Below are 18,574 nucleotides of genomic sequence, written 5' to 3' on the forward strand. Positions count from 1 at the left end.
TCATACGCGACCTCCGCGCATGAGCAGTTTGTTTTCATAATCCACCCGCAGCACCACCGCTAGCGCCACCAGATTCATCAAAATCGCCGACCCACCAAAACTCATCAGTGGCAGCGTGAGCCCCTTGGTCGGCAACGCGCCCAAATTCACGCCCATGTTGATGAAGGCTTGAAAACCGATCCAGATCGCCACGCCCTGCGCCACCAGCCCCGCGAACACGCGGTCCAGCGCAATGGCCTGGCGGCCGATGTGCATGATGCGGCGGGTCATCCACAGGAACAGCACGATGAGCGCAACCACGCCCACCAGACCAAACTCTTCGCCGATCACGGCCATCAGGAAGTCGGTGTGCGCCTCGGGCAGCCAGTGCAGCTTCTCCACGCTGCCCCCCAGCCCCACGCCAAACACCTCGCCGCGCCCGATGGCGATCAGCGAGTGCGACAGCTGGTAGCCCTTGCCGAGTGCATGCTGTTCGCTGAAGGGATCCAGGTACGCAAACACGCGCTCGCGGCGCCAGGGCGAGCTGGCAATCATCAGTGCAAAGGCACCCACCAGCACTCCTGCGATCAGGAAGAACATGCGGGCATTCACACCGCCGAGGAACAGGATGCCCATGGCAATCACGGCCACCACCATGAAGGCCCCCATGTCGGGCTCGGCCAGCAGCAGCACGCCGACGATGGCCACCGCAGCGCCCATGGGCAGCACGGCGCGGAAGAAGCGCTCCTTCACCTCCATCTTGCGCACCATGTAGTCGGCGGCGTAGATCAGCACCGCAAACTTGGCCACCTCGGAGGGCTGGAAGCCCACGGGGCCGATGGACAACCAGCGGCGCGCGCCATTGACCACCTTGCCCACGCCGGGAATCAGGACCGCCACCAGCATGAGCAAGGCCACGATGAACAACCAGGGCGCCACCCGCTCCCACAGCGCCATGGGCACCTGGAACGCCAGCAGCGCCGCCACAAACCCCACCACCAGGTACATCATGTGGCGTGTCAGGAAATGGGTGGACGCATAGTTGGCAAAGCGCGGGTTGTCCGGCATGGCAATCGACGCCGAATACACCATCACCAACCCCCACGCCAGCAGTGCCACCACCACCCAGAGCAAGGCCTGGTCAAAGCCCAGCACGCTCGCGGGCGTGCTGGACGACTGGCGGTACTCGGTGCCGCCCACGCGCACGGGCAACACATCGGCCGCCTTGCCGGGCAGGCCACCGAACCAGCCGGTCACGCGTTGCAACAGGGTGCTGGCGGGTGCCGTCATTGCATGCCCCCCGCCGACTGGCCCGCATCGTCGGCCATCGCCCGCACGGTCTCGCAAAAGACCTGGGCGCGGTGCTCGTAGTCCTTGAACATGTCGAAACTGGCGCAGGCGGGCGACATCAGCACCGCATCGCCAGAATGGGCGCGCTGCGCGGCCAGTGCAACGGCCTCAGGCAAGGTGTCCGCATCGAGCAACGGCACGCCAGCGTCCTGGAGCGCAGCGCGGATCAGCGGTGCGTCGCGGCCAATCAGCACCACCGCACGTGCATAACGTGCGACGGGGGCTGCCAGGGGCGCAAAGTCCTGCCCCTTGCCTTCTCCGCCCAGAATGACCACCAAACGCCGCTCCGTGCCCAGCCCCACCAGCGCAGCCGCCGTGGCGCCCACGTTGGTGCCCTTGCTGTCGTCAAAATATTCCACGCCGTGGATGATGGCCACGGGTTCCACACGATGCGGCTCGCCCCGGTACTCGCGCAGGCCGTAGAGCATGGGCGCCAGCGGGCAACCCGCCGCCGTGGCCAGCGCCAGCGCGGCCAATGCGTTGGTGGCGTTGTGGCGGCCCCGGATGCGCAGTGCATCCGCCGGCATGAGCCGCTGGATGTGCAGGTCCTCTTCGACCTCGTTGCGGCCACGCTTGCGGGTTTCGTCCGCGTCCATGGCGCGCACCAGCCAGGGCATGCCGCTCACCACCTCAATGCCAAAGTCACCCGGACGCCGGGGCATGTCGCCACCAAAAGTGAGGTGCGCGCGCACCTGCGGCTTTTGCAGCTTGGCCTTGACGGGTGGCGGCAGCATGGCCATCACCACAGCGTCTTCGCGGTTCAGGATCATCAAGCCCGTCTGGCCAAAGATGCGCGCCTTGGCCGCAGCGTAAGCCTCGATGCTGCCGTGCCAGTCCAGGTGGTCCTGCGTGATGTTGAGCACCGTGGCGGCCGTGGGCTCGAAGCTCCCTTCACCCCCATTCACGCCATCCAGCTGAAAGCTCGACAGTTCCAGCACCCACACGTCGGGCAAGGTGTCTGCATCCAGGTGTTCTGCCAGTGTGTCGAGCAGGGTCGGACCGATGTTGCCGGCCACGGCCACGCGTTTGCCAGAGCGCTCCACCAACTGTCCGGTGAGCGAGGTCACGGTGGTCTTGCCGTTGGTCCCGGTGATAGCCAGCACGGCCGGGGCATACGCGTGCGATTCGCGCAGCGCTGCCAGGGCCATGGCATAAAGACTCAGCTCACCGCCAGCGCTGATGTTGTTTGCACGAGCCGCTTCGAAAACAGGAGCAACTGCCTCGGGGCTCAACCCTGGCGAACGATAGACCGCGTGCAGATTCTGCCCTTGTACCAAGCTGGCATCGAATGCGCCCGACACAAAGCGGACCAGGGGCAGCTCTCGCTGCAGTGCGGGCAGTTGCGGCGGGGCGGCGCGCGTGTCGGCCACAGTGACTTGCGCGCCGCAACGCACGCACCAGCGTGCCATCGCCATGCCCGAGGCGCCCAGGCCCAGGATCAGGATGTGCTGGCCTTGCAGCAGGTTCGCAACGCCCTCGCGCGCCGGGCCTGCAGGCACGTCCGGCGTCGCAGGCTCGTCGACCTCTGCGGTGTCTGCGGCGCCCGCACTGTCAGCGGCTACCGACTCAGGAGCCGCCACCTCGGCAAAGATCTGCGCCACAAAATCCGCTGCGGCTTTCGCGGCGGAGACAGCAGGCACGGCCTCGGGGTTCCAGGCAGTGCTGGTGCTCTTTCCTGCCGGCGCACCTGGGGCCGCCTCAGTGACCTCTGCGGGAGGCATGCCGTCTGACACTTCGCTGCCCGATGCCGCAGTGTCCTGCCCTGGATTCACATCGGGTACCGCGGGCGCAGCATCCTGCCTGCCAGGGTCGACCTCTGGAGCACCGGTAGCATCCACCCCAGCCCCTGGCAACGGGGGCATGGCCTCGGACGTGCCGAGGGGGTCAGGGACAAGAGGATCGTTCGGGTTCATCGCAGTTTCAGCGTGGACAGGCCAATCAGGCACAGCAGCATGGTGATGATCCAGAAGCGCACGACCACTTGCGTTTCTTTCCAGCCGCTCTTTTCAAAGTGGTGGTGCAGGGGCGCCATCTTGAGCAGGCGGCGGCCTTCGCCATAGCGCTTCTTGGTGAACTTGAACCAGGTGACCTGCAGCATCACAGACAGGGCCTCGACCACAAAGATGCCGCCCATGATGGCCAGCACGATCTCCTGGCGCACGATGATGGCGATGGTGCCCAGGGCTCCGCCCAGCGCCAGTGCCCCCACGTCGCCCATGAAAACCTGGGCGGGGTGCGCGTTGAACCAGAGGAAAGCCAGGCCCGCGCCCGCCATGGCAGCGCAGAAGATCAGCAACTCGCCCGAACCCGGAATGTGCGGGAAGAACAGGTACTTGGAATACACCGAGCTGCCGGTGACATAAGCAAACACGCCCAGCGCCGAGCCCACCATCACCACGGGCATGATGGCCAGGCCGTCCAGGCCGTCGGTCAGGTTCACCGCATTGCTGGAGCCCACGATGACGAGATAGGTGAGGATCACGAAGCCGAGCACGCCCAGCGGGTAGCTCACTTCCTTGAAGAAGGGCAACTGCAGCCCCGCCTTGGGCGGCAGGTCCAGCGAAAAGCCCGACTGCACCCAGCCCACGAACAGCTCCCACACCTTGGCGTTGGAGCTTTCAGAAATGCTGAACACCAGGTACAGCGCGGCCATGAGACCGATCACCGACTGCCAGAAGTACTTCTCGCGCGAACGCATGCCTTCGGGGTCCTTGTTGACCACCTTGCGCCAGTCGTCCACCCAGCCGATGGCGCCAAAACCCAGCGTGACGATGAGCACAATCCACACAAAGCGGTTGGACAGATCAAACCACAGCAGGGTGGAAATGGCGATCGACAACAGGATCAACACACCGCCCATGGTGGGCGTGCCACTCTTGGACAGGTGCGACTGCATCGCATAGCCGCGGATGGGCTGGCCGATCTTGAGCGAGGTGAGGATGCGAATCACCTTGGGGCCGGCCACCAGCCCGATGAGCAGCGCCGTCATGGCGGCCATCACCGCACGGAACGTGAGGTACTGGAACACCCGAAAGAAGCCGAACTCGGGCGACAGGCCCTGCAGCCATTGCGACAGCATCAGCAGCATGTGGCACCTCCGGCATGGGCTGGCACCGTACGGGCAATATCAATGCGTTGCGCCATGGTGTCCCTCCCGTGGATTGATCGGCTTTTGTTGTTGTTCTGGGGGCAGTGCGGCGGCGCTGATCGCCTCGACCACCTGTTCCATCTTCATGAATCGCGATCCCTTGACCAGCACGCTGCCCACCGTGGGCAGGGCGTTGCGCACCGCATCCTGCAGTGCGCTCATATCGTTGAAATGCCGGGCAACACCACCCTGCCCGTCGCCGTACGCCGACGCGGCGTGCACCGACTGCGCGCCCAGCGCAAACATCGTGGAGATACCAGCCTCACGGGCCAGTGCGCCGGCCTCGGTGTGGAACTGTGGCCCCTGGTCGCCCACCTCGCCCATGTCGCCCATCACCAGCAGTTGCGGGCCTGGCAGTTCGGCCAGCACCTGGATGGCAGCGTGCATGGAATCGGGGTTCGCGTTGTACGTGTCGTCCACCACCGTGATGTCGCGGCCCGCGACGGTCACACTGAAAGCGCGCGAACGGCCCTTGACCGGTGTGAAGTCGCGCAGCCCCTGGGCAATGGCCGCGACGGGTGCACCCGCTGCCAGCGTGCACGCCGTGGCTGCCAGCGCGTTGGTGACGTTGTGGCGGCCAGCGATGTGCAGGCGGGTCGTGATCTCGCCGCGTGGTGTGGCCAGGGTGACCGCCCAGGCGCCGCGCTCCCACGTGGCCTGCGCACAGCGAACATCGCCGCCATCACCAAAGGTCACCGTGCGGCGGCCGGGCCGCCCCAGAGCCAGCGACTGCCACAGGCCCGTGTAGGCATCCCCTGACGGGAACACGGCCACGCCATCGGCGGGCAAGCTGGCAAACACCGAGCCGTTCTCGCGGGCCACCGCCTCGACGGTATGCATGAACTCCAGATGCTCGCGCTGCGCGTTGTTGACCAAGGCCACCGTGGGCTGGGCCATGGCGGCCAGCGTGGCGATCTCGCCAGGGTGGTTCATGCCCATCTCGATCACGGCGGCGCGGTGGCTGGCGCGCAGGCGCATCAGCATCAGCGGCACACCGATGTCGTTGTTGAAATTGCCCTGCGTGGCAAACGCAGCCTCACCCTGCCAGGCACGCAGGATGGACGCGATCATCTGCGTCACCGTGGTCTTGCCATTGCTGCCCGTCACGCCGATCAGCGGCAGGTGGAACTGCGTACGCCAGCCCGTGGCGAGTGCGCCCAGCGCAGCCAGGCTGTCGGGCACTTCGATGCCGGGCAAACCGGCTGCCTCCAGACCACCGTGCACAATGGCTGCAGCGGCACCGCCAGCACGGGCATCGGCCAGGAAGGCGTTGGCATCAAAACGCTCGCCCTTGAGCGCCACAAACAGATCGCCCGGCTGCAGGGTGCGCGTGTCGGTGTGCACACGCGCCAGCGGCGTGGCGCCATCGCCCACCAAGCGGGCAGCGGGAATACGCGGCTGCAGCAGTGCCCAGGCTTGCTGCAGTGTCATGACGGGTGCAATGGTGTTCATGCCCATGTGTGGGCTCCTCGGGCCTGCAGCGCAGCCTGCGCGTGGGCCATGTCGGAGAACGGCACGCGCACGCCTGCCGCCTCCTGGGTGTCTTCGTGGCCCTTGCCGGCAATCAGCACCACGTCGGCAGGTGCGGCTTCGGCAATGGCTTGGGCGATGGCGGCCGCACGGTCGGGCTCAGCACGCACGGTGCCACCGGCAATCGTGCCCTGCAGGATCTGGTGCAGGATGGCGGCCGGGTCTTCGCTGCGGGGGTTGTCGCTGGTCACCAGCACCTGGTCGGCCTGCTGCTGGGCCACGGCACCCATCAGCGGGCGTTTGCCCGCGTCGCGGTCGCCGCCGCAGCCGAACACGCACCACAGCCGCCCGCCACGCTCGGTGGCCAGGGGGCGCAGGGCTTGCAGGGCTTTGTCCAAAGCGTCGGGGGTGTGTGCGTAGTCCACGGCCACCAGGGGCTGGCCCACCGCCACCAGCCGCTGCATGCGGCCCGGCACGGGCTGCAGGCTGGCGCAGGCGCGCACAGCGCGGACCAGCGGCACACCCAGGCTGCGCAGCGTAGCCAGCACCCCCAGCAGGTTCAGCACGTTGTACTGGCCGATCACGCGAGTTTGCAGCAGGTGCCGGTCAGAGCCCTCGGCCACCGTGAAACACAGACCCTGGTCGCCCAGGGTGATGTCCTGCGCCGCCAGGCGCGCAGCCCCCTGGGCCGAGACGCTCCACAGATCCAGGGCACTGCCCTTCAGCTCGCCATGCAGTTGGGCGCCTGCGGGGTCGTCCACATTGATGATGGCAGCCTGCAGGCCCGGCCAGTCGAACAGCGCCCGCTTGGCCAGCCAGTAATCGGCCATGCTGCCGTGGTAATCCAGGTGGTCTTGCGTGAAGTTGGTGAAGATGGCCGCGTGGATGTGCGTGCCGTCAAGCCGGGCCTCGGCCAATCCAATCGACGAGGCCTCGATGGCGCAGGCACCGAGGCCCTGCGCCACAAACTGGGCAAACGCGCGCTGCAACCGCACCGGGTCGGGCGTGGTCATGCCGGTGGAGGTGAGCGCGGGTGGCAGTCCCATGCCCAAAGTGCCCACCAGCGCACATTGATCTTGCCCTGATTGCTCCTCATTCGATAGCACATTCAGAGCACCTGCGAGCCACCACGCCGTGCTCGTCTTGCCGTTGGTTCCCGTCACCGCCAGCACCTTCAGCTGCTGCGTGGGTTGTGCAAACCATTCGGCGGCGATGGGCCCTGTGGCGGCTTTGAGACCTTGAAGCGCGGCCATGTGGTCGCCCGCAAAAGCAAAGGCCTCGACCCCCGCCTGTTCGACGAGGCAGGCCGTGGCGCCACGCACCATGGCGTCGGCCACATGCGCGCGGCCGTCTGTGGCGGCACCGGGCCAGGCAATGAAGCCGTCGCCGGGCGTGATCTGGCGGCTGTCGGTGTGCAGTGCGCCGGTGACGCGCGTGCGCAGCCATTGCACCGCGTCGCTGGCAGTCTGCAGGGTGTGGAGCGGCGCTTGCATCACAGCGACTCCTCCACGGCATTGGCCACGATCTGCGGCTTGACGGCCATGTCGGGCTGCACGCCCATCATGCGCAGGGTCTGCTGCACTACCTCGCTGAAAACCGGCGCAGCCACGGCACCGCCGTAGAACACGCCATTGCTGGGCTCGTCGATCATCACGGCCACGATGATGCGGGGCTTGTCGATGGGTGCCATGCCGGTGAACCACGCGCGGTACTTGCCCGAGGCGTAGTTCTTGCCCACCTGCTTGCGTGCCGTGCCCGACTTGCCGCCCACGGAGTAGCCCACGGTCTGCGCCTTCTGGCCCGTGCCGCCGGGGCCTGCGGCCATCTGCAGCATCTTGCGCACCTGGTCGGCCGTGCGCTCGGAAAAAACAGGCACGCCCACGGCGGGCTCGGCCGTCTTGAGCATGGTGGCGGGAATCACCCGACCGCCATTGGCAAACACGGTGTACGACCGTGCCATCTGGAACAGGCTGGCCGAGAGGCCGTAGCCGTACGACATGGTGGCCTGCTCCACGGGGCGCCAGCTCTTGTAGGGGCGCAGGCGGCCCGTCACCACGCCCGGGAAGTGCAATTGGGGCTTCTGACCAAAACCGGCGGCCGAGAAAGTCTCCCACATCTCGCGCGCGGGCATCTGCATGGCCAGCTTGGTGGTGCCCACGTTGCTGGACTTCTGGATCACGCCTTCGACCGTGAGCACGCCGTAGTTGTGCGTGTCCGAGATCGTGGAGCCTGTGATGGTGATGCGTCCGGGGTTGGTATCCACCACGGTCTCTGGGCGCACGCGCCCGGTCTCCAGCGCCAGGCCGATGGTGAACGGCTTCATGGTCGAGCCGGGCTCGAACACGTCGGTCAGCGCACGGTTGCGCAGCTGCTCGCCAGTCAGGTTCTGGCGCTTGTCGGGCACGTAGCTCGGGTAGTTGGCCAGCGCCAGCAGCTCACCCGTGTGGGCATCGAGCACTACCACACTGCCCGCCTTGGCCTTGTGCGCGGCGACCTGGTCGCGCAGCTTCTGGTACGCAAAGAACTGCACCTTGCTGTCGATGGACAACTGCATGTCCTTGCCATCGACCGGGGGCACGGTTTCGCCCACGCTTTCCACCACGCGGCCCAATCGGTCCTTGATCACGCGGCGCGAACCGGGCTTGCCTGCCAGCTCCTTGTCGAAGGCCAGCTCCATGCCTTCCTGGCCGTGGTCTTCCACGTTGGTGAAGCCCACCACGTGTGCGGCGGCCTCGCCCTCGGGATACTGGCGCTTGTATTCCTTGCGCTGGTAGATGCCCTTGATGTCCAGGGCTGCGATCTGCTGGCCCACGTCCCAGTCAAGCTGACGCTTGATCCAGACGAAGGTCTTGTCCTCATCCGCCAGCTTTTTCAGCAGGTCGGCCTGCGGCATGTCCAGCAGCTTGGCCAGCTGCTTGAGCTTGGCGCGAACCTCGGGCCTGTCCTGGTCCACGTCTTCGGGGATCGCCCAGATGCTGGCAGCCGGCACGCTGGACGCCAGGATCAGGCCATTGCGGTCCACGATCTTGCCGCGGTTGGCAGGCAACTCCAGCGTGCGCGCAAAACGCACCTCGCCCTGACGCTGGAAGAACGCGTTGCCAAACACCTGCACATAGGCCGCCCGCCCAGCCAGCCCCAGAAAGCCCAGCCCAATCACCGCCACGATGAACTTGCTGCGCCAGACCGGCGTCTTGCTGGCCAGCAAAGGGCTGGATGTGTAGAGCACGCTGCGGCTCATGGCTGCACCCCGGCGGGTTGCGAAGCGGCGGCGGCTGCCGCTGCGGTGGCAGTTGCGACGCCTTGCGGGTCAGACACGTACTGAGTGATCGCTGGGGTGGCGGTGCGCATGTTCAACTGCGCGCGCGCGATCTTCTCCACCCGCAGCGGAGTGGCCTGGGCGCGCTTTTCCACCTGCAGGCGCTGGTGCTCCGTCTCCAGACGGCGGGCCTCGGCCACGGCGCGGTCCAGCTCGGTGAACAGGCGGCGCGATTCGTACTGGGTGTGCACCAGATAGATCGCACTGGCCAGCACCGCCAGCAACAGGACCACGTTGAGCCGCGTCATGTCAGACGACCGCCGTGCGCTCGGCCACGCGCATGATGGCGCTGCGCGAGCGGGGATTGGCCTCGACCTCGGCCGCACTGGGCTTGATGCGGTCGAGCGCGATGAGCTTCATGGCCTGCGGCGCAGCAAACGGTGCGCGGCGGTCGTAGACCTCCTTGGAATGTTTGGCGATGAACTGCTTGACGATGCGGTCTTCGAGCGAATGAAAGCTGATGACCACCAGCCGCCCACCGGGCTGCAGCACCGAGAGGCTGGCCTCTAGCGCCTGTTGCAGCTCTTCAAGCTCGGCGTTGATGAAAATCCGAAGAGCTTGAAATGTGCGCGTTGCAGGGTTCTGGCCCGGCTCGCGGGTTTTGACCGCGCCAGCCACGAGGTCGGCCAATTCTGCGGTGGTTGCAAGAGGACCCCGTTCTTCGCGCCGAGCAACAATCGCCTTTGCAATGGGGCCAGCAAACCGTTCTTCACCGTAGTCACGTATCACCTCCGCAATCTGACCGACTTCGGCCGTGGCCAACCAATCGGCCACGCTTTCGCCGCGCGTGGTATCCATGCGCATGTCCAGCGGACCGTCAAAACGGAAACTGAAGCCCCGCTCGGGGCTGTCGATCTGGGGCGAGCTCACGCCCAGGTCCATCAGCACGCCCGCAGCACTGGCAGGCGGCAGGTCGGCCAGATGGCGAAAACCTTCGTGCCGAATGGAAAAACGCGCATCGGTGATGCGCGTTGCTTCGGCGATGGCTTCGGGGTCCTTGTCAAAGGCCACCAGGCGCCCCTGGGGGCCCAGCCGGAGCAGGATGAGGCGGGAGTGCCCGCCGCGCCCGAAGGTCGCATCGATCCAGGTGCCGGAAGGCTCCGGGCCTGCGCCGCCCAGGAGAGAGTCCACGGCCTCGTTCAGCAGGACGGTGGTGTGTTGCAAGGGGGATGTCACAGCGCGCCTTAGAAGGAGAAGTCCTTGAAGACATCCGGCATCTCACCCTGCATGGCCTTGGCTTCCTGTTCGTCGTAGGTGGCCTTGTCCCAGAGTTCGAAATGATTGCCCATGCCCAGCAGCATGGTGTCTTTGGAAATACCGGCGGCTTCGCGCAGCTCGGGGGAGATCAGCACACGGCCGGTGGCGTCCATGTCCACATCCATGGCATTGCCCAGGAAGATGCGCTTCCACCACTGGGCGGACATGGGCAGCTGGGCAATGCGCTCGCGGAACTTCTCCCATTCAGGGCGGGGGAAGACCATGAGGCAGCCGTGCGGGTGCTTGGTGATGGTGAGCTGACCGGATGCCGTGGCCGCGAGGACGTCACGATGCCGGGTCGGCACGGACAGCCGACCCTTCGCATCGAGACTCAGCGACGAGGCACCTTGAAACACGGACAGATTCCCAGTTCGGTTTTGCGCCTCGCAGGTCCAGAAACGGACCCTGAGGGCACTTTTCACCACTTAATTGCACTTTTTTGCACTGTAGCAGGAAAAGCACACCGAACAAGGGGGTTGTCCCACAAACTTTTCAATGAAATCAACGACTTAGATGCGTTTTTTCAGACACCAGAATGCCAAAAGTCGTTGAAAAAGAAGCACTTAGAGAGGCCTATGAAAGTGACCTCTCAAGGGTTGACCGAGTGGTCACAGGATGTAGCGCGACAGGTCCTCGTCCTGGCTCAGAGTCTGCAGGCGGGTATCGACGTAGGCGGCGTCGATGGTGATGGCCTGGCCGGCCAGGCGGGTGGCGTCAAAGCTCACCTCGTCCAGCAGGCGCTCCATCACCGTGGACAGGCGGCGCGCGCCGATGTTCTCGGTGCGTTCGTTCACCTCAAAGGCGATGTGCGCCAGGCGGGTGATGCCCTCGGGCGCGAACTCCAGCGTGACGCCCTCGGTGGCCAGCAACGCCTGGTACTGCTTGACCAGCGACGCATGGGTCTGGGTGAGGATGGCTTCGAAGTCCTTGACCGACAGCGATTCCAGCTCCACCCGGATCGGGAACCGTCCCTGCAGCTCCGGGATCAGGTCGCTGGGTTTGGACAGGTGGAACGCCCCCGAGGCGATGAACAGGATGTGGTCCGTCTTGATCATGCCGTACTTGGTGGACACCGTGGTTCCCTCCACCAGCGGCAGCAGGTCGCGCTGCACGCCCTGGCGCGATACGTCGGCGCCACTGCTTTCCTGCCGCGCGGCCACCTTGTCGATCTCATCGATGAAGACGATACCGTTTTGCTCGGCGCTGGCCACCGCGCGGGTCTTGATGTCCTCTTCGTTGACCAGCTTGGCCGCCTCTTCATCGGCAATGAGCTTCAGGGCCTCAGCGATCTTGAGCTTGCGGGTCTTGCGCTTGTCCTGCCCCAGCTGGCTGAACATGCCACGCAGCTGCTCGGTCATCTCTTCCATGCCCTGGGGGCCCATGATTTCGAGCTGGGGGCGGCCTTCGGCCACGTCGATCTCGATCTCCTTGTCATCCAGTGCACCTTCGCGCAGCTTCTTGCGAAAGACCTGGCGGGCCGTGTTGTCAGCGGCGGGTTCGCTGCCTGCCGCTGCGCGGGCCGGGGGGATCAGCACGTCCAGGATGCGTTCCTCGGCGGCATCTTCGGCGCGGGTGCGCACCTTCTTCATCTCGGCCTCGCGCGTCTGCTTCACCGCCATCTCGGCCAGGTCGCGGATGATGGAATCCACATCCTTGCCCACGTAGCCCACCTCGGTGAACTTGGTGGCCTCGACCTTGATGAAGGGCGCATCGGCGAGTCTTGCAAGGCGGCGTGCAATCTCGGTCTTGCCCACGCCAGTGGGGCCGATCATGAGGATGTTCTTGGGCGTGATCTCCTGGCGCAGGCTGCCTTCCACCTGCTGGCGACGCCAGCGGTTGCGCAGAGCGATGGCCACGGCACGCTTGGCGCTGGCCTGGCCCACGATGTGGTGGTCCAGCTCGGAGACGATTTCCTGGGGGGTCATGGACGACATACAGGTCTTCCTGGTATCAAATGGGACTGTAGCGCTAGTGAATCATGCACAAGCAGCTATAAAAAACAGAGCATTCAGCCCTCGATGCGCTGACCGTGAGGCCTGCGCGGGGCCTGTTCCACCGTCGCACGCTCAGAGCGTCTCGATGGTGTGGTTCATGTTGGTGTAGATGCAGAGTTCGCCCGCAATTTCGAGCGACTTTTTCACGATCTCTTGGGCAGACAACTCGGTATTCACCAGCAGCGCCTTGGCCGCCGAGTGCGCATAAGCGCCCCCCGAGCCAATCGCCACGATGCCTTGCTCGGGCTCCAGCACGTCGCCATTGCCGGTGATGATGAGCGACGCACTGGCGTCAGCCACGGCCAGCATGGCTTCGAGGCGGCGCAAGACCCGGTCGGTACGCCAGTCCTTGGTGAGTTCGATGGCAGCGCGCGTCAGGTGGCCCTGGTGCTTTTCCAGCTTCGCCTCGAAGCGCTCGAACAGCGTGAAGGCATCGGCCGTGGCGCCCGCAAAGCCCGCCAGCACCTTGCCGTGGTAGAGCTTGCGCACCTTGCGCGCCGTGCCCTTGACCACGATGTTGCCCAGCGTGACCTGCCCATCGCCGCCGATGGCGACCTGGATGCCGGAAGGCGTCTGGCGACGCACACTGAGGATGGTGGTGCCGTGGAACACCGGATGGTTGTCTTGAGATGAATCCATAGCTGCGGCAGATGGGGATCACCGGGCATTTTGCAAGCCGACCTCGGGACGGATGCCGCACACGCAGCCTGGGCAACCACGCGACACGCCATTCCGGACTACCCGCAAGACTGGAATCTGGACCGGAACAGCCCCACCCCAGGAGAGGTGCGGCTAGTTCTTCCGGGGGACCACCCAGGCGTGTTCGTTGATTCCGATCACGTTGAAGAAGATCGCCACCAGCCGCTGCAGGTTGTGGAACTGGATCACATGGCCGTGGCCCTGTTGCTCGGCCGCCCAGTTGAGCACGGAGCCTGCAGCAGCAAAGTCCACCCGGATCAGCTTGTCGCAGGCGATGGTCAGCGGCACGCCGGGCTTGAAGTGCGCCTCGAACGGCTGCAGCAGGGGCGTGGCATCGCCGTCGATATGGCCGCTGAGCTGTGCGACGGGTCCGGTCTCCAAGGGAGCGGGGACCGACGACTCACCGAGATCGGACGCCATGAAACCGCTGTCGGCGGCCAGAGGCGCAGAGCCTGAAGACACACCCTCGTTGTCCGAGTATCCGCAACGTGGCGACACCCAGGAGGGCGGAGAGACTTCGTAGGTCACGCAGTAGTCGAGCGCCACCAGTTCAAACTCGTCGGGCTTGCCCATGAGGCGCATGGCTGCCATGCGCAAACGCCACCACTCGGGGCTGTTCGAGCGGTCGCCCGACTGGGTCTTGGCATCGAGCAGGGCATGGAGTTTTTCAACCCCCGAAAACACGATCTGGACATCGCGGTCGGCCCACAGGCTGAACTGGTCAGCCAACAGGGGCACTGCCGCCTCGTCAATCGAAGCAAGGCGTGACCAGGACAGCGTCCAGGGTGACGCAGCACGGGCCAGCGAGGCCTGCAGTGCCGCCACCGAAGAAACCGCCACGGTGGGCGGAGCGTTCCAGCTGAAATCACGGCGCATGGCAGCGGCAGGCTCGGCAGCGGGAGCCACTTCAACGGCCAGGCCCAGTTGCGCCGGGATGGAAAACCACAGCGGCGCCGAGCGGCCATATTGCGCGGCAAAGTCGATGGCCAGGGTGTCAAAACGGTCGTGCTGCCCGGTGGCCCGGTAAAGGTCGAACAGCGTCATCCAGATTTCCAGCTGCTGCGCTGGATCGTCCTGCTGGTGCTGGGCCAGCACCTCCAGCAGGCCAGACTCGGCCCCTGCATGGTCACCATTGGCAAACCGGATGGCGGCTTCTTCAAGATCGGGTTCGTGCACGAATTCCTCCGGTTCGAATGCGGGCGCGGGCGCAGCCGTGGGAGCCGCAGGGCTGAAGGATGCTTCGACGTGTGGGGTGCTGCCGGGCAGCATGGTGGCGTCCGTGCCACCAAAGCGGCCAATGGCCATGCTGTCATCAGCGAACAGAGGCTGAACGGCGGGTTTGGTATCCAGCGGGGCAGACAGGCTCCCGGGCACCGTGGGCGCATAGGCACGGGCTTGCTCTTCCGCAGACGCCTCCGTGCTGGAATCCGGCATCACCCCTGGTTGGGTGGGTGCGTCGGCGCCCTGCTTGCTCTTCCACCACTGCTGGGACATCTGCGCTTCGATCTCGTCGATCTTCTTGAGCGTCACGGCCCGCTCGTCGGGCGATGCCATGCTGCTCTGGAAAAACGAGGGGCGCCCTGCGGCATCTTCCACCCGCTGCCCGTGCAAGACCTCGCGCTGGCGCAGCTTGCGCAGCTGATCGAACTCGCGGCGCCGCACAAAATCGTTGCGGCGCTTGCGCTCGATCATCTCCTTGAGCATCTGCTTGCTGTACTGGCTCTCCCGGTCGTCCTGGAGGGAGTCCAGCTCCGTCCAATTGACGGTCGGATTCTTCACGAACCGCACCACCTTCGATAGCAGGCCGCCAGGGGTCGATTCTTCCTTGCTCATGGCTCAGGGTGCAGAGTGCGCTCGTTGATCAACAGGCGGCTGCCTGCTCAATCCCCAAACATCTTCTGCTTGAGTTCGCGGCGTTGCTGCGCTTCGAGCGACAGCGTGGCGGTGGGACGTGCGATCAGGCGGCCCACACCAATGGGCTCACCGGTTTCGTCGCAGTAACCGTAGTCACCTGCATCAATGCGGGCAATGGATTGTTCGATCTTCTTGAGCAACTTGCGCTCCCGGTCGCGGGTGCGTAACTCCAGTGCGTGCTCTTCTTCGATGGTGGCGCGGTCGGCCGGGTCGGGCACCACCACGGTGTCCTCACGCAGATGCTCAGTGGTTTCGCCGGCGCTGTTGTGGATGTCCTGCTTGAGCTGAACGAGCTTGAGGCGGAAGAACGCCATCTGCTTTTCGTTCATGTACTCGCTGTCGGGCATGGCCATGACTTCAGCGTCGGTCAGCTCGGCGACGGACTTGGTTTTCCAGTTGTTCGCCAGCTTGGGGTCTTTTTTGGCAGCCGTGTAAGTGGGCTGCGCTTGCGCGGTCGTGGGCATGGTGTGTTGATAACTGGCTTTGGCAGCTGTCGAAGCCACCGTCTGTGCCATGGATGGTACGGTCAATTGGGCCAATCGGGAAGAAGGCCGGGTTGTGCGCACGGGTACCTGCGAGCCCGCTTGCAGTGCGGGCGCCGGAGCGGGTGCCGCCACGGCCGGGGGCGCGACCACCTTGGGTGCCGCAGCAGCCTTGGTAGTGGCCTTCGCAGCAACTTTGGGTGCCGCTGGGGCGGCGGCGCTTTTCGCCGCGGCAGGGGGTGCCTTGGTGGCCCCCTTGGATTTGCTGGTGTCGGCTTTCACTTCCTGGTCTCCTCGCAGTACGGGCGGGCCCCAGCTGCATTCGCAGCCAAGGGCGTGTGGCAAGCCTTCCGGGGTCTAGAACCTGTTCACAGGTTCTTGCCGGGGCGCGATTGTATCGACCTGGGCTGACGCAAACGGAAACGTTGCAGATACAACACAAATCGGGCTCCATTGCCCCCTCGGAACCGGCGAACAGGTCAGACCAGGCTTTGCTCCAGCCCCTGCAGGAAGATGTCCTTGGGCAGGTCAATGCCAATAAAGACCATCTTGCTGGTACGCGCCTCGCCCTCGGCCCACTGGGGGCCCAGGTCGCTGCCCATGAGCTGGTGCACGCCCTGGAATATGACCTTGCGTTCAGTGCCCTTCATATTCAGCACCCCTTTGTAGCGCAGCATGCGCGGGCCGTAAATATTGACGATGGCGCCAAGGAAGTCTTCGAGCTTGGCCGGATCGAACGGGCGGTCCGATCGGTACACAAAACTCTTCACATCGTCATCGTGGTGATGATGATGGCCATGGCCGTGCTCATGCTGGTGGGAGGGGTGGCTGCAGTGCTTGCCATGTTCGTGGTCATGGTCGTGGTGGCCATGCCCATCCCCTTCTTCCTTGAGGAAGTCCGGGTCGATGTCCAGCTTCGCATTGAGGTTGAAGCCGCGCAGGTCCAGCACCTCCTTGAGCGGCACTTCGCCAAAATGCACGGCCTTGATGGGCGCGCGCGGGTTCATGTGCTTCAGGCGATGGATCAGCGCGTCGGTCTCGTCCTTGGACACCAGGTCGATCTTGGACAGGAAGATCTGGTCCGCAAACCCCACCTGGCGGCGCGCCTCCTGCCGGTCGTTGAGCTGCTGTGGCGCATGCTTGGCGTCCACCAGCGTGATGATCGAGTCGATGAGGTAGGTTTCGGCGATCTCTTCGTCCATGAAGAAGGTCTGTGCCACGGGGCCCGGGTCGGCCACGCCGGTGGTCTCGATCACGATGCGGTCAAAGTCGAGCAAGCCCTTGCGCTTCTTGGCCGCCAGCAGTTGCAGCGTCTCGCGCAGGTCTTCGCGGATGGTGCAGCAGATGCAGCCATTGCTCATCTGCACGATCTGCTCCTTGGACTCGGTCACCAGGATGTCGTTGTCGATGTTTTCTTCGCCGAATTCGTTCTCGATCACGGCGATCTTCTGGCCATGGGCTTCGCTCAAGAGGCGCTTGAGCAACGTCGTTTTGCCCGAGCCCAGGAAGCCGGTGAGGATGGTGACGGGGATCAGTGCCATAAATCTGTCTTTCAAGGGAATCAAATACTTGCGCTGCGCGGCGCAGTGCCCCACCCAGGGGCATCTTTTTCAGTGTACCGAGGCTGTCAAGCCCCTGCTGGCACCGGAAAGCTCACCCCTTGCGCATCACCACCAGCCCCTTGAGGTACTCGCCCTCCGGAAACTCCAGCGTCATCGGATGGTCGGGCGCGCCGCCCAGGCGCTCCAGGATGTAGCCGTCCACCCCTGCATCGGCGCCAGCCGAGGCCACGATCTTGTGGAACAGGTCGGCGCTGATGCCGCCCGAGCACGAGAAGGTGAACAGCACCCCGCCGGGCGACAGCAACTGCAGCGCCAGCCGGTTGATGTCCTTGTAGGCGCGCGCGGCCCGCTCGGCGTGGGCCGCCGTGGGGGCGAACTTGGGCGGGTCCAGGATGATGGCGTCAAAGCGCTGGCCTTCCTTGAGGAACTGGCGCAGCGAGGCATTCACGTCGGCATCGAGGAAGGTGGCCCGGTTCGGATCAAACCCGTTGAGCGCCACATGGGCGCGGGCGCGCTCCAGGGCCGGGCCCGAGGAATCGATGGAGGTCACGTGCCCGTCGGCCACAGTGCCCGCTGCACGCATGCCCGCCAGTGCCGCCACGCTGAAGCCACCGGTGTAGCAAAAGCAGTTGAGCACATGCTTGAAGCCCAGGCGCTGGGTGTAGTCGGCAAACCGCTGGCGGCTGTCGCGCTGGTCCAGATAGAAGCCGGTTTTGTGGCCCTCAGCGATGTTGAGCGTCAGACGCCACTGGTGTTCACGGATCGTGAGTTCGAGCGGCGGCCCCTCGCCATCACCTGCAGCACCCGTGGGCCCGCCGCGCAGCCAGCCGGTGGCGGGCTCCAGGCCCTCCAGCGAACGCACGCTGGCATCCGAGCGCTCGTAGAGCTTGGTCAGCCCCGTTTCGCGCAGCAGCGCATCGGCAATCACCCCCTTCCAGCGCTCGGTGCCTGCGCTGGTGAACTGCGCCACCAGCGTATCGCCATAGCGGTCCACGATGAGCCCGGGCAGGCCGTCGGACTCGCCATGCACCAGGCGTACGCCATCGCTTTGCACGCCAAAACGTGCCCTGGCGATGATGGAACGTGCGCAAGCAGCTATAAAAAACGGAGCGTCAATGCGTTGCGCCTCATCAAAACTCCACACCCGGGCACGGATGCGCGAGCTGGGGCTGTACGCGGCCCAGGCCAGAAACTGGCCTTCGTGCGATTCCACGCGCACGGTCTCGCCGCTGTCGCCGCCGCCCTTGGCGATGGCCGATTCAAAGATCCAGGGATGGCGGCGCAATAGCGAGCGCTCTTTGCCTGCGCGGAGTCGGAGGGTTTTCATGACCCGGATTGTGCGTGCTGGCGGGCACGGGTGAGCCACCCGCCGATGGAAAACTGCGCGCAAAAGCTACCCACGC

At 65.0% G+C, this 18,574-nt stretch carries 15 protein-coding genes; all 15 read right to left on the minus strand.

Features of this window, described 5'->3' with window-relative positions:
- Nucleotides 1–1,269: a putative lipid II flippase FtsW gene (ftsW, locus tag ASD75_RS09840; RefSeq protein ID WP_056059212.1), complete on the minus strand. Its 1,269-nt coding sequence runs from the start codon at nt 1,267–1,269 to the stop codon at nt 1–3.
- The gene (gene murD, locus ASD75_RS09845; RefSeq protein WP_369817477.1) at nt 1,266–3,242 is read right to left on the minus strand and encodes a UDP-N-acetylmuramoyl-L-alanine--D-glutamate ligase; all 1,977 of its coding nucleotides are present in this window, start codon (nt 3,240–3,242) and stop codon (nt 1,266–1,268) included. Before murD ends, ftsW begins: the two co-directional genes overlap by 4 nt.
- On the minus strand, nt 3,239–4,417 hold the full coding sequence (gene mraY, locus ASD75_RS09850; RefSeq protein ID WP_015012552.1) for a phospho-N-acetylmuramoyl-pentapeptide-transferase: 1,179 nt from the start codon (nt 4,415–4,417) through the stop codon (nt 3,239–3,241). The genes murD and mraY overlap by 4 nt, the downstream gene beginning before the upstream one ends.
- 39 nt (nt 4,418–4,456) lie before the next feature.
- Nucleotides 4,457–5,935 (minus strand): UDP-N-acetylmuramoyl-tripeptide--D-alanyl-D-alanine ligase, encoded by a 1,479-nt coding sequence (murF, locus tag ASD75_RS09855; protein ID WP_056745270.1) that lies wholly within the window; start codon nt 5,933–5,935, stop codon nt 4,457–4,459.
- Nucleotides 5,926–7,440, minus strand: coding sequence for a UDP-N-acetylmuramoyl-L-alanyl-D-glutamate--2,6-diaminopimelate ligase (locus ASD75_RS09860; RefSeq protein ID WP_056745272.1), 1,515 nt, complete (start codon nt 7,438–7,440; stop codon nt 5,926–5,928). The genes murF and ASD75_RS09860 overlap by 10 nt, the downstream gene beginning before the upstream one ends.
- A complete protein-coding gene (locus ASD75_RS09865) occupies nt 7,440–9,185 on the minus strand; it encodes a penicillin-binding protein 2 (RefSeq protein ID WP_056745274.1) in 1,746 nt (581 codons plus the stop codon). The genes ASD75_RS09860 and ASD75_RS09865 overlap by 1 nt, the downstream gene beginning before the upstream one ends.
- On the minus strand, nt 9,182–9,511 hold the full coding sequence (gene ftsL / locus ASD75_RS09870) for a cell division protein FtsL (RefSeq protein ID WP_056059227.1): 330 nt from the start codon (nt 9,509–9,511) through the stop codon (nt 9,182–9,184). Before ftsL ends, ASD75_RS09865 begins: the two co-directional genes overlap by 4 nt.
- A gap of 1 nt (nt 9,512) precedes the next feature.
- A complete protein-coding gene (gene rsmH / locus ASD75_RS09875; RefSeq protein WP_056059230.1) occupies nt 9,513–10,439 on the minus strand; it encodes a 16S rRNA (cytosine(1402)-N(4))-methyltransferase RsmH in 927 nt (308 codons plus the stop codon).
- 8 nt (nt 10,440–10,447) lie between these two features.
- Nucleotides 10,448–10,876, minus strand: coding sequence for a division/cell wall cluster transcriptional repressor MraZ (gene mraZ, locus ASD75_RS09880; RefSeq protein ID WP_015012546.1), 429 nt, complete (start codon nt 10,874–10,876; stop codon nt 10,448–10,450).
- Nucleotides 10,877–11,128: 252 nt separating this feature from the next.
- Nucleotides 11,129–12,454 carry an ATP-dependent protease ATPase subunit HslU gene (gene hslU / locus ASD75_RS09885; protein ID WP_056745276.1) on the minus strand — a complete coding sequence of 442 codons (1,326 nt, stop codon included), beginning with the start codon at nt 12,452–12,454 and terminating at the stop codon, nt 11,129–11,131.
- Nucleotides 12,455–12,586: 132 nt separating this feature from the next.
- Entirely contained in the window at nt 12,587–13,153 is a 567-nt protein-coding gene (hslV, locus tag ASD75_RS09890) for an ATP-dependent protease subunit HslV (protein ID WP_056059237.1), read from the minus strand.
- A 153-nt stretch (nt 13,154–13,306) separates the two neighbouring features.
- Nucleotides 13,307–15,046 (minus strand): STAS domain-containing protein, encoded by a 1,740-nt coding sequence (locus tag ASD75_RS09895; protein WP_056745278.1) that lies wholly within the window; start codon nt 15,044–15,046, stop codon nt 13,307–13,309.
- 47 nt (nt 15,047–15,093) lie between these two features.
- Entirely contained in the window at nt 15,094–15,891 is a 798-nt protein-coding gene (gene dksA / locus ASD75_RS09900; RefSeq protein ID WP_082564985.1) for an RNA polymerase-binding protein DksA, read from the minus strand.
- Between the two features lie 197 nt (nt 15,892–16,088).
- Nucleotides 16,089–17,150 carry a GTP-binding protein gene (locus ASD75_RS09905; RefSeq protein WP_056745279.1) on the minus strand — a complete coding sequence of 354 codons (1,062 nt, stop codon included), beginning with the start codon at nt 17,148–17,150 and terminating at the stop codon, nt 16,089–16,091.
- 112 nt (nt 17,151–17,262) lie between these two features.
- Nucleotides 17,263–18,498 (minus strand): class I SAM-dependent rRNA methyltransferase, encoded by a 1,236-nt coding sequence (locus ASD75_RS09910; protein WP_056745280.1) that lies wholly within the window; start codon nt 18,496–18,498, stop codon nt 17,263–17,265.
- Between the last annotated feature and the right edge of the window lie 76 nt (nt 18,499–18,574).

The sequence above is a fragment of the Acidovorax sp. Root568 genome, from assembly GCF_001427445.1.
Lineage (GTDB): Bacteria > Pseudomonadota > Gammaproteobacteria > Burkholderiales > Burkholderiaceae_C > Acidovorax > Acidovorax delafieldii.

Coding starts and splice junctions, on each gene's coding strand:
- ASD75_RS09860 (WP_056745272.1), bottom strand. CDS start 7,440: ATGCAAGCGCCGCTCCACACCCTGCAGACTGCCAGCGACGCGGTGCAA.
- hslU (WP_056745276.1), bottom strand. CDS start 12,454: ATGTCGTCCATGACCCCCCAGGAAATCGTCTCCGAGCTGGACCACCAC.
- ASD75_RS09865 (WP_056745274.1), bottom strand. CDS start 9,185: ATGAGCCGCAGCGTGCTCTACACATCCAGCCCTTTGCTGGCCAGCAAG.
- murF (WP_056745270.1), bottom strand. CDS start 5,935: ATGGGCATGAACACCATTGCACCCGTCATGACACTGCAGCAAGCCTGG.
- hslV (WP_056059237.1), bottom strand. CDS start 13,153: ATGGATTCATCTCAAGACAACCATCCGGTGTTCCACGGCACCACCATC.
- murD (WP_369817477.1), bottom strand. CDS start 3,242: ATGAACCCGAACGATCCTCTTGTCCCTGACCCCCTCGGCACGTCCGAG.
- ftsL (WP_056059227.1), bottom strand. CDS start 9,511: ATGACGCGGCTCAACGTGGTCCTGTTGCTGGCGGTGCTGGCCAGTGCG.
- ftsW (WP_056059212.1), bottom strand. CDS start 1,269: ATGACGGCACCCGCCAGCACCCTGTTGCAACGCGTGACCGGCTGGTTC.
- ASD75_RS09895 (WP_056745278.1), bottom strand. CDS start 15,046: ATGAGCAAGGAAGAATCGACCCCTGGCGGCCTGCTATCGAAGGTGGTG.
- ASD75_RS09905 (WP_056745279.1), bottom strand. CDS start 17,150: ATGGCACTGATCCCCGTCACCATCCTCACCGGCTTCCTGGGCTCGGGC.
- ASD75_RS09910 (WP_056745280.1), bottom strand. CDS start 18,498: ATGAAAACCCTCCGACTCCGCGCAGGCAAAGAGCGCTCGCTATTGCGC.
- mraY (WP_015012552.1), bottom strand. CDS start 4,417: ATGCTGCTGATGCTGTCGCAATGGCTGCAGGGCCTGTCGCCCGAGTTC.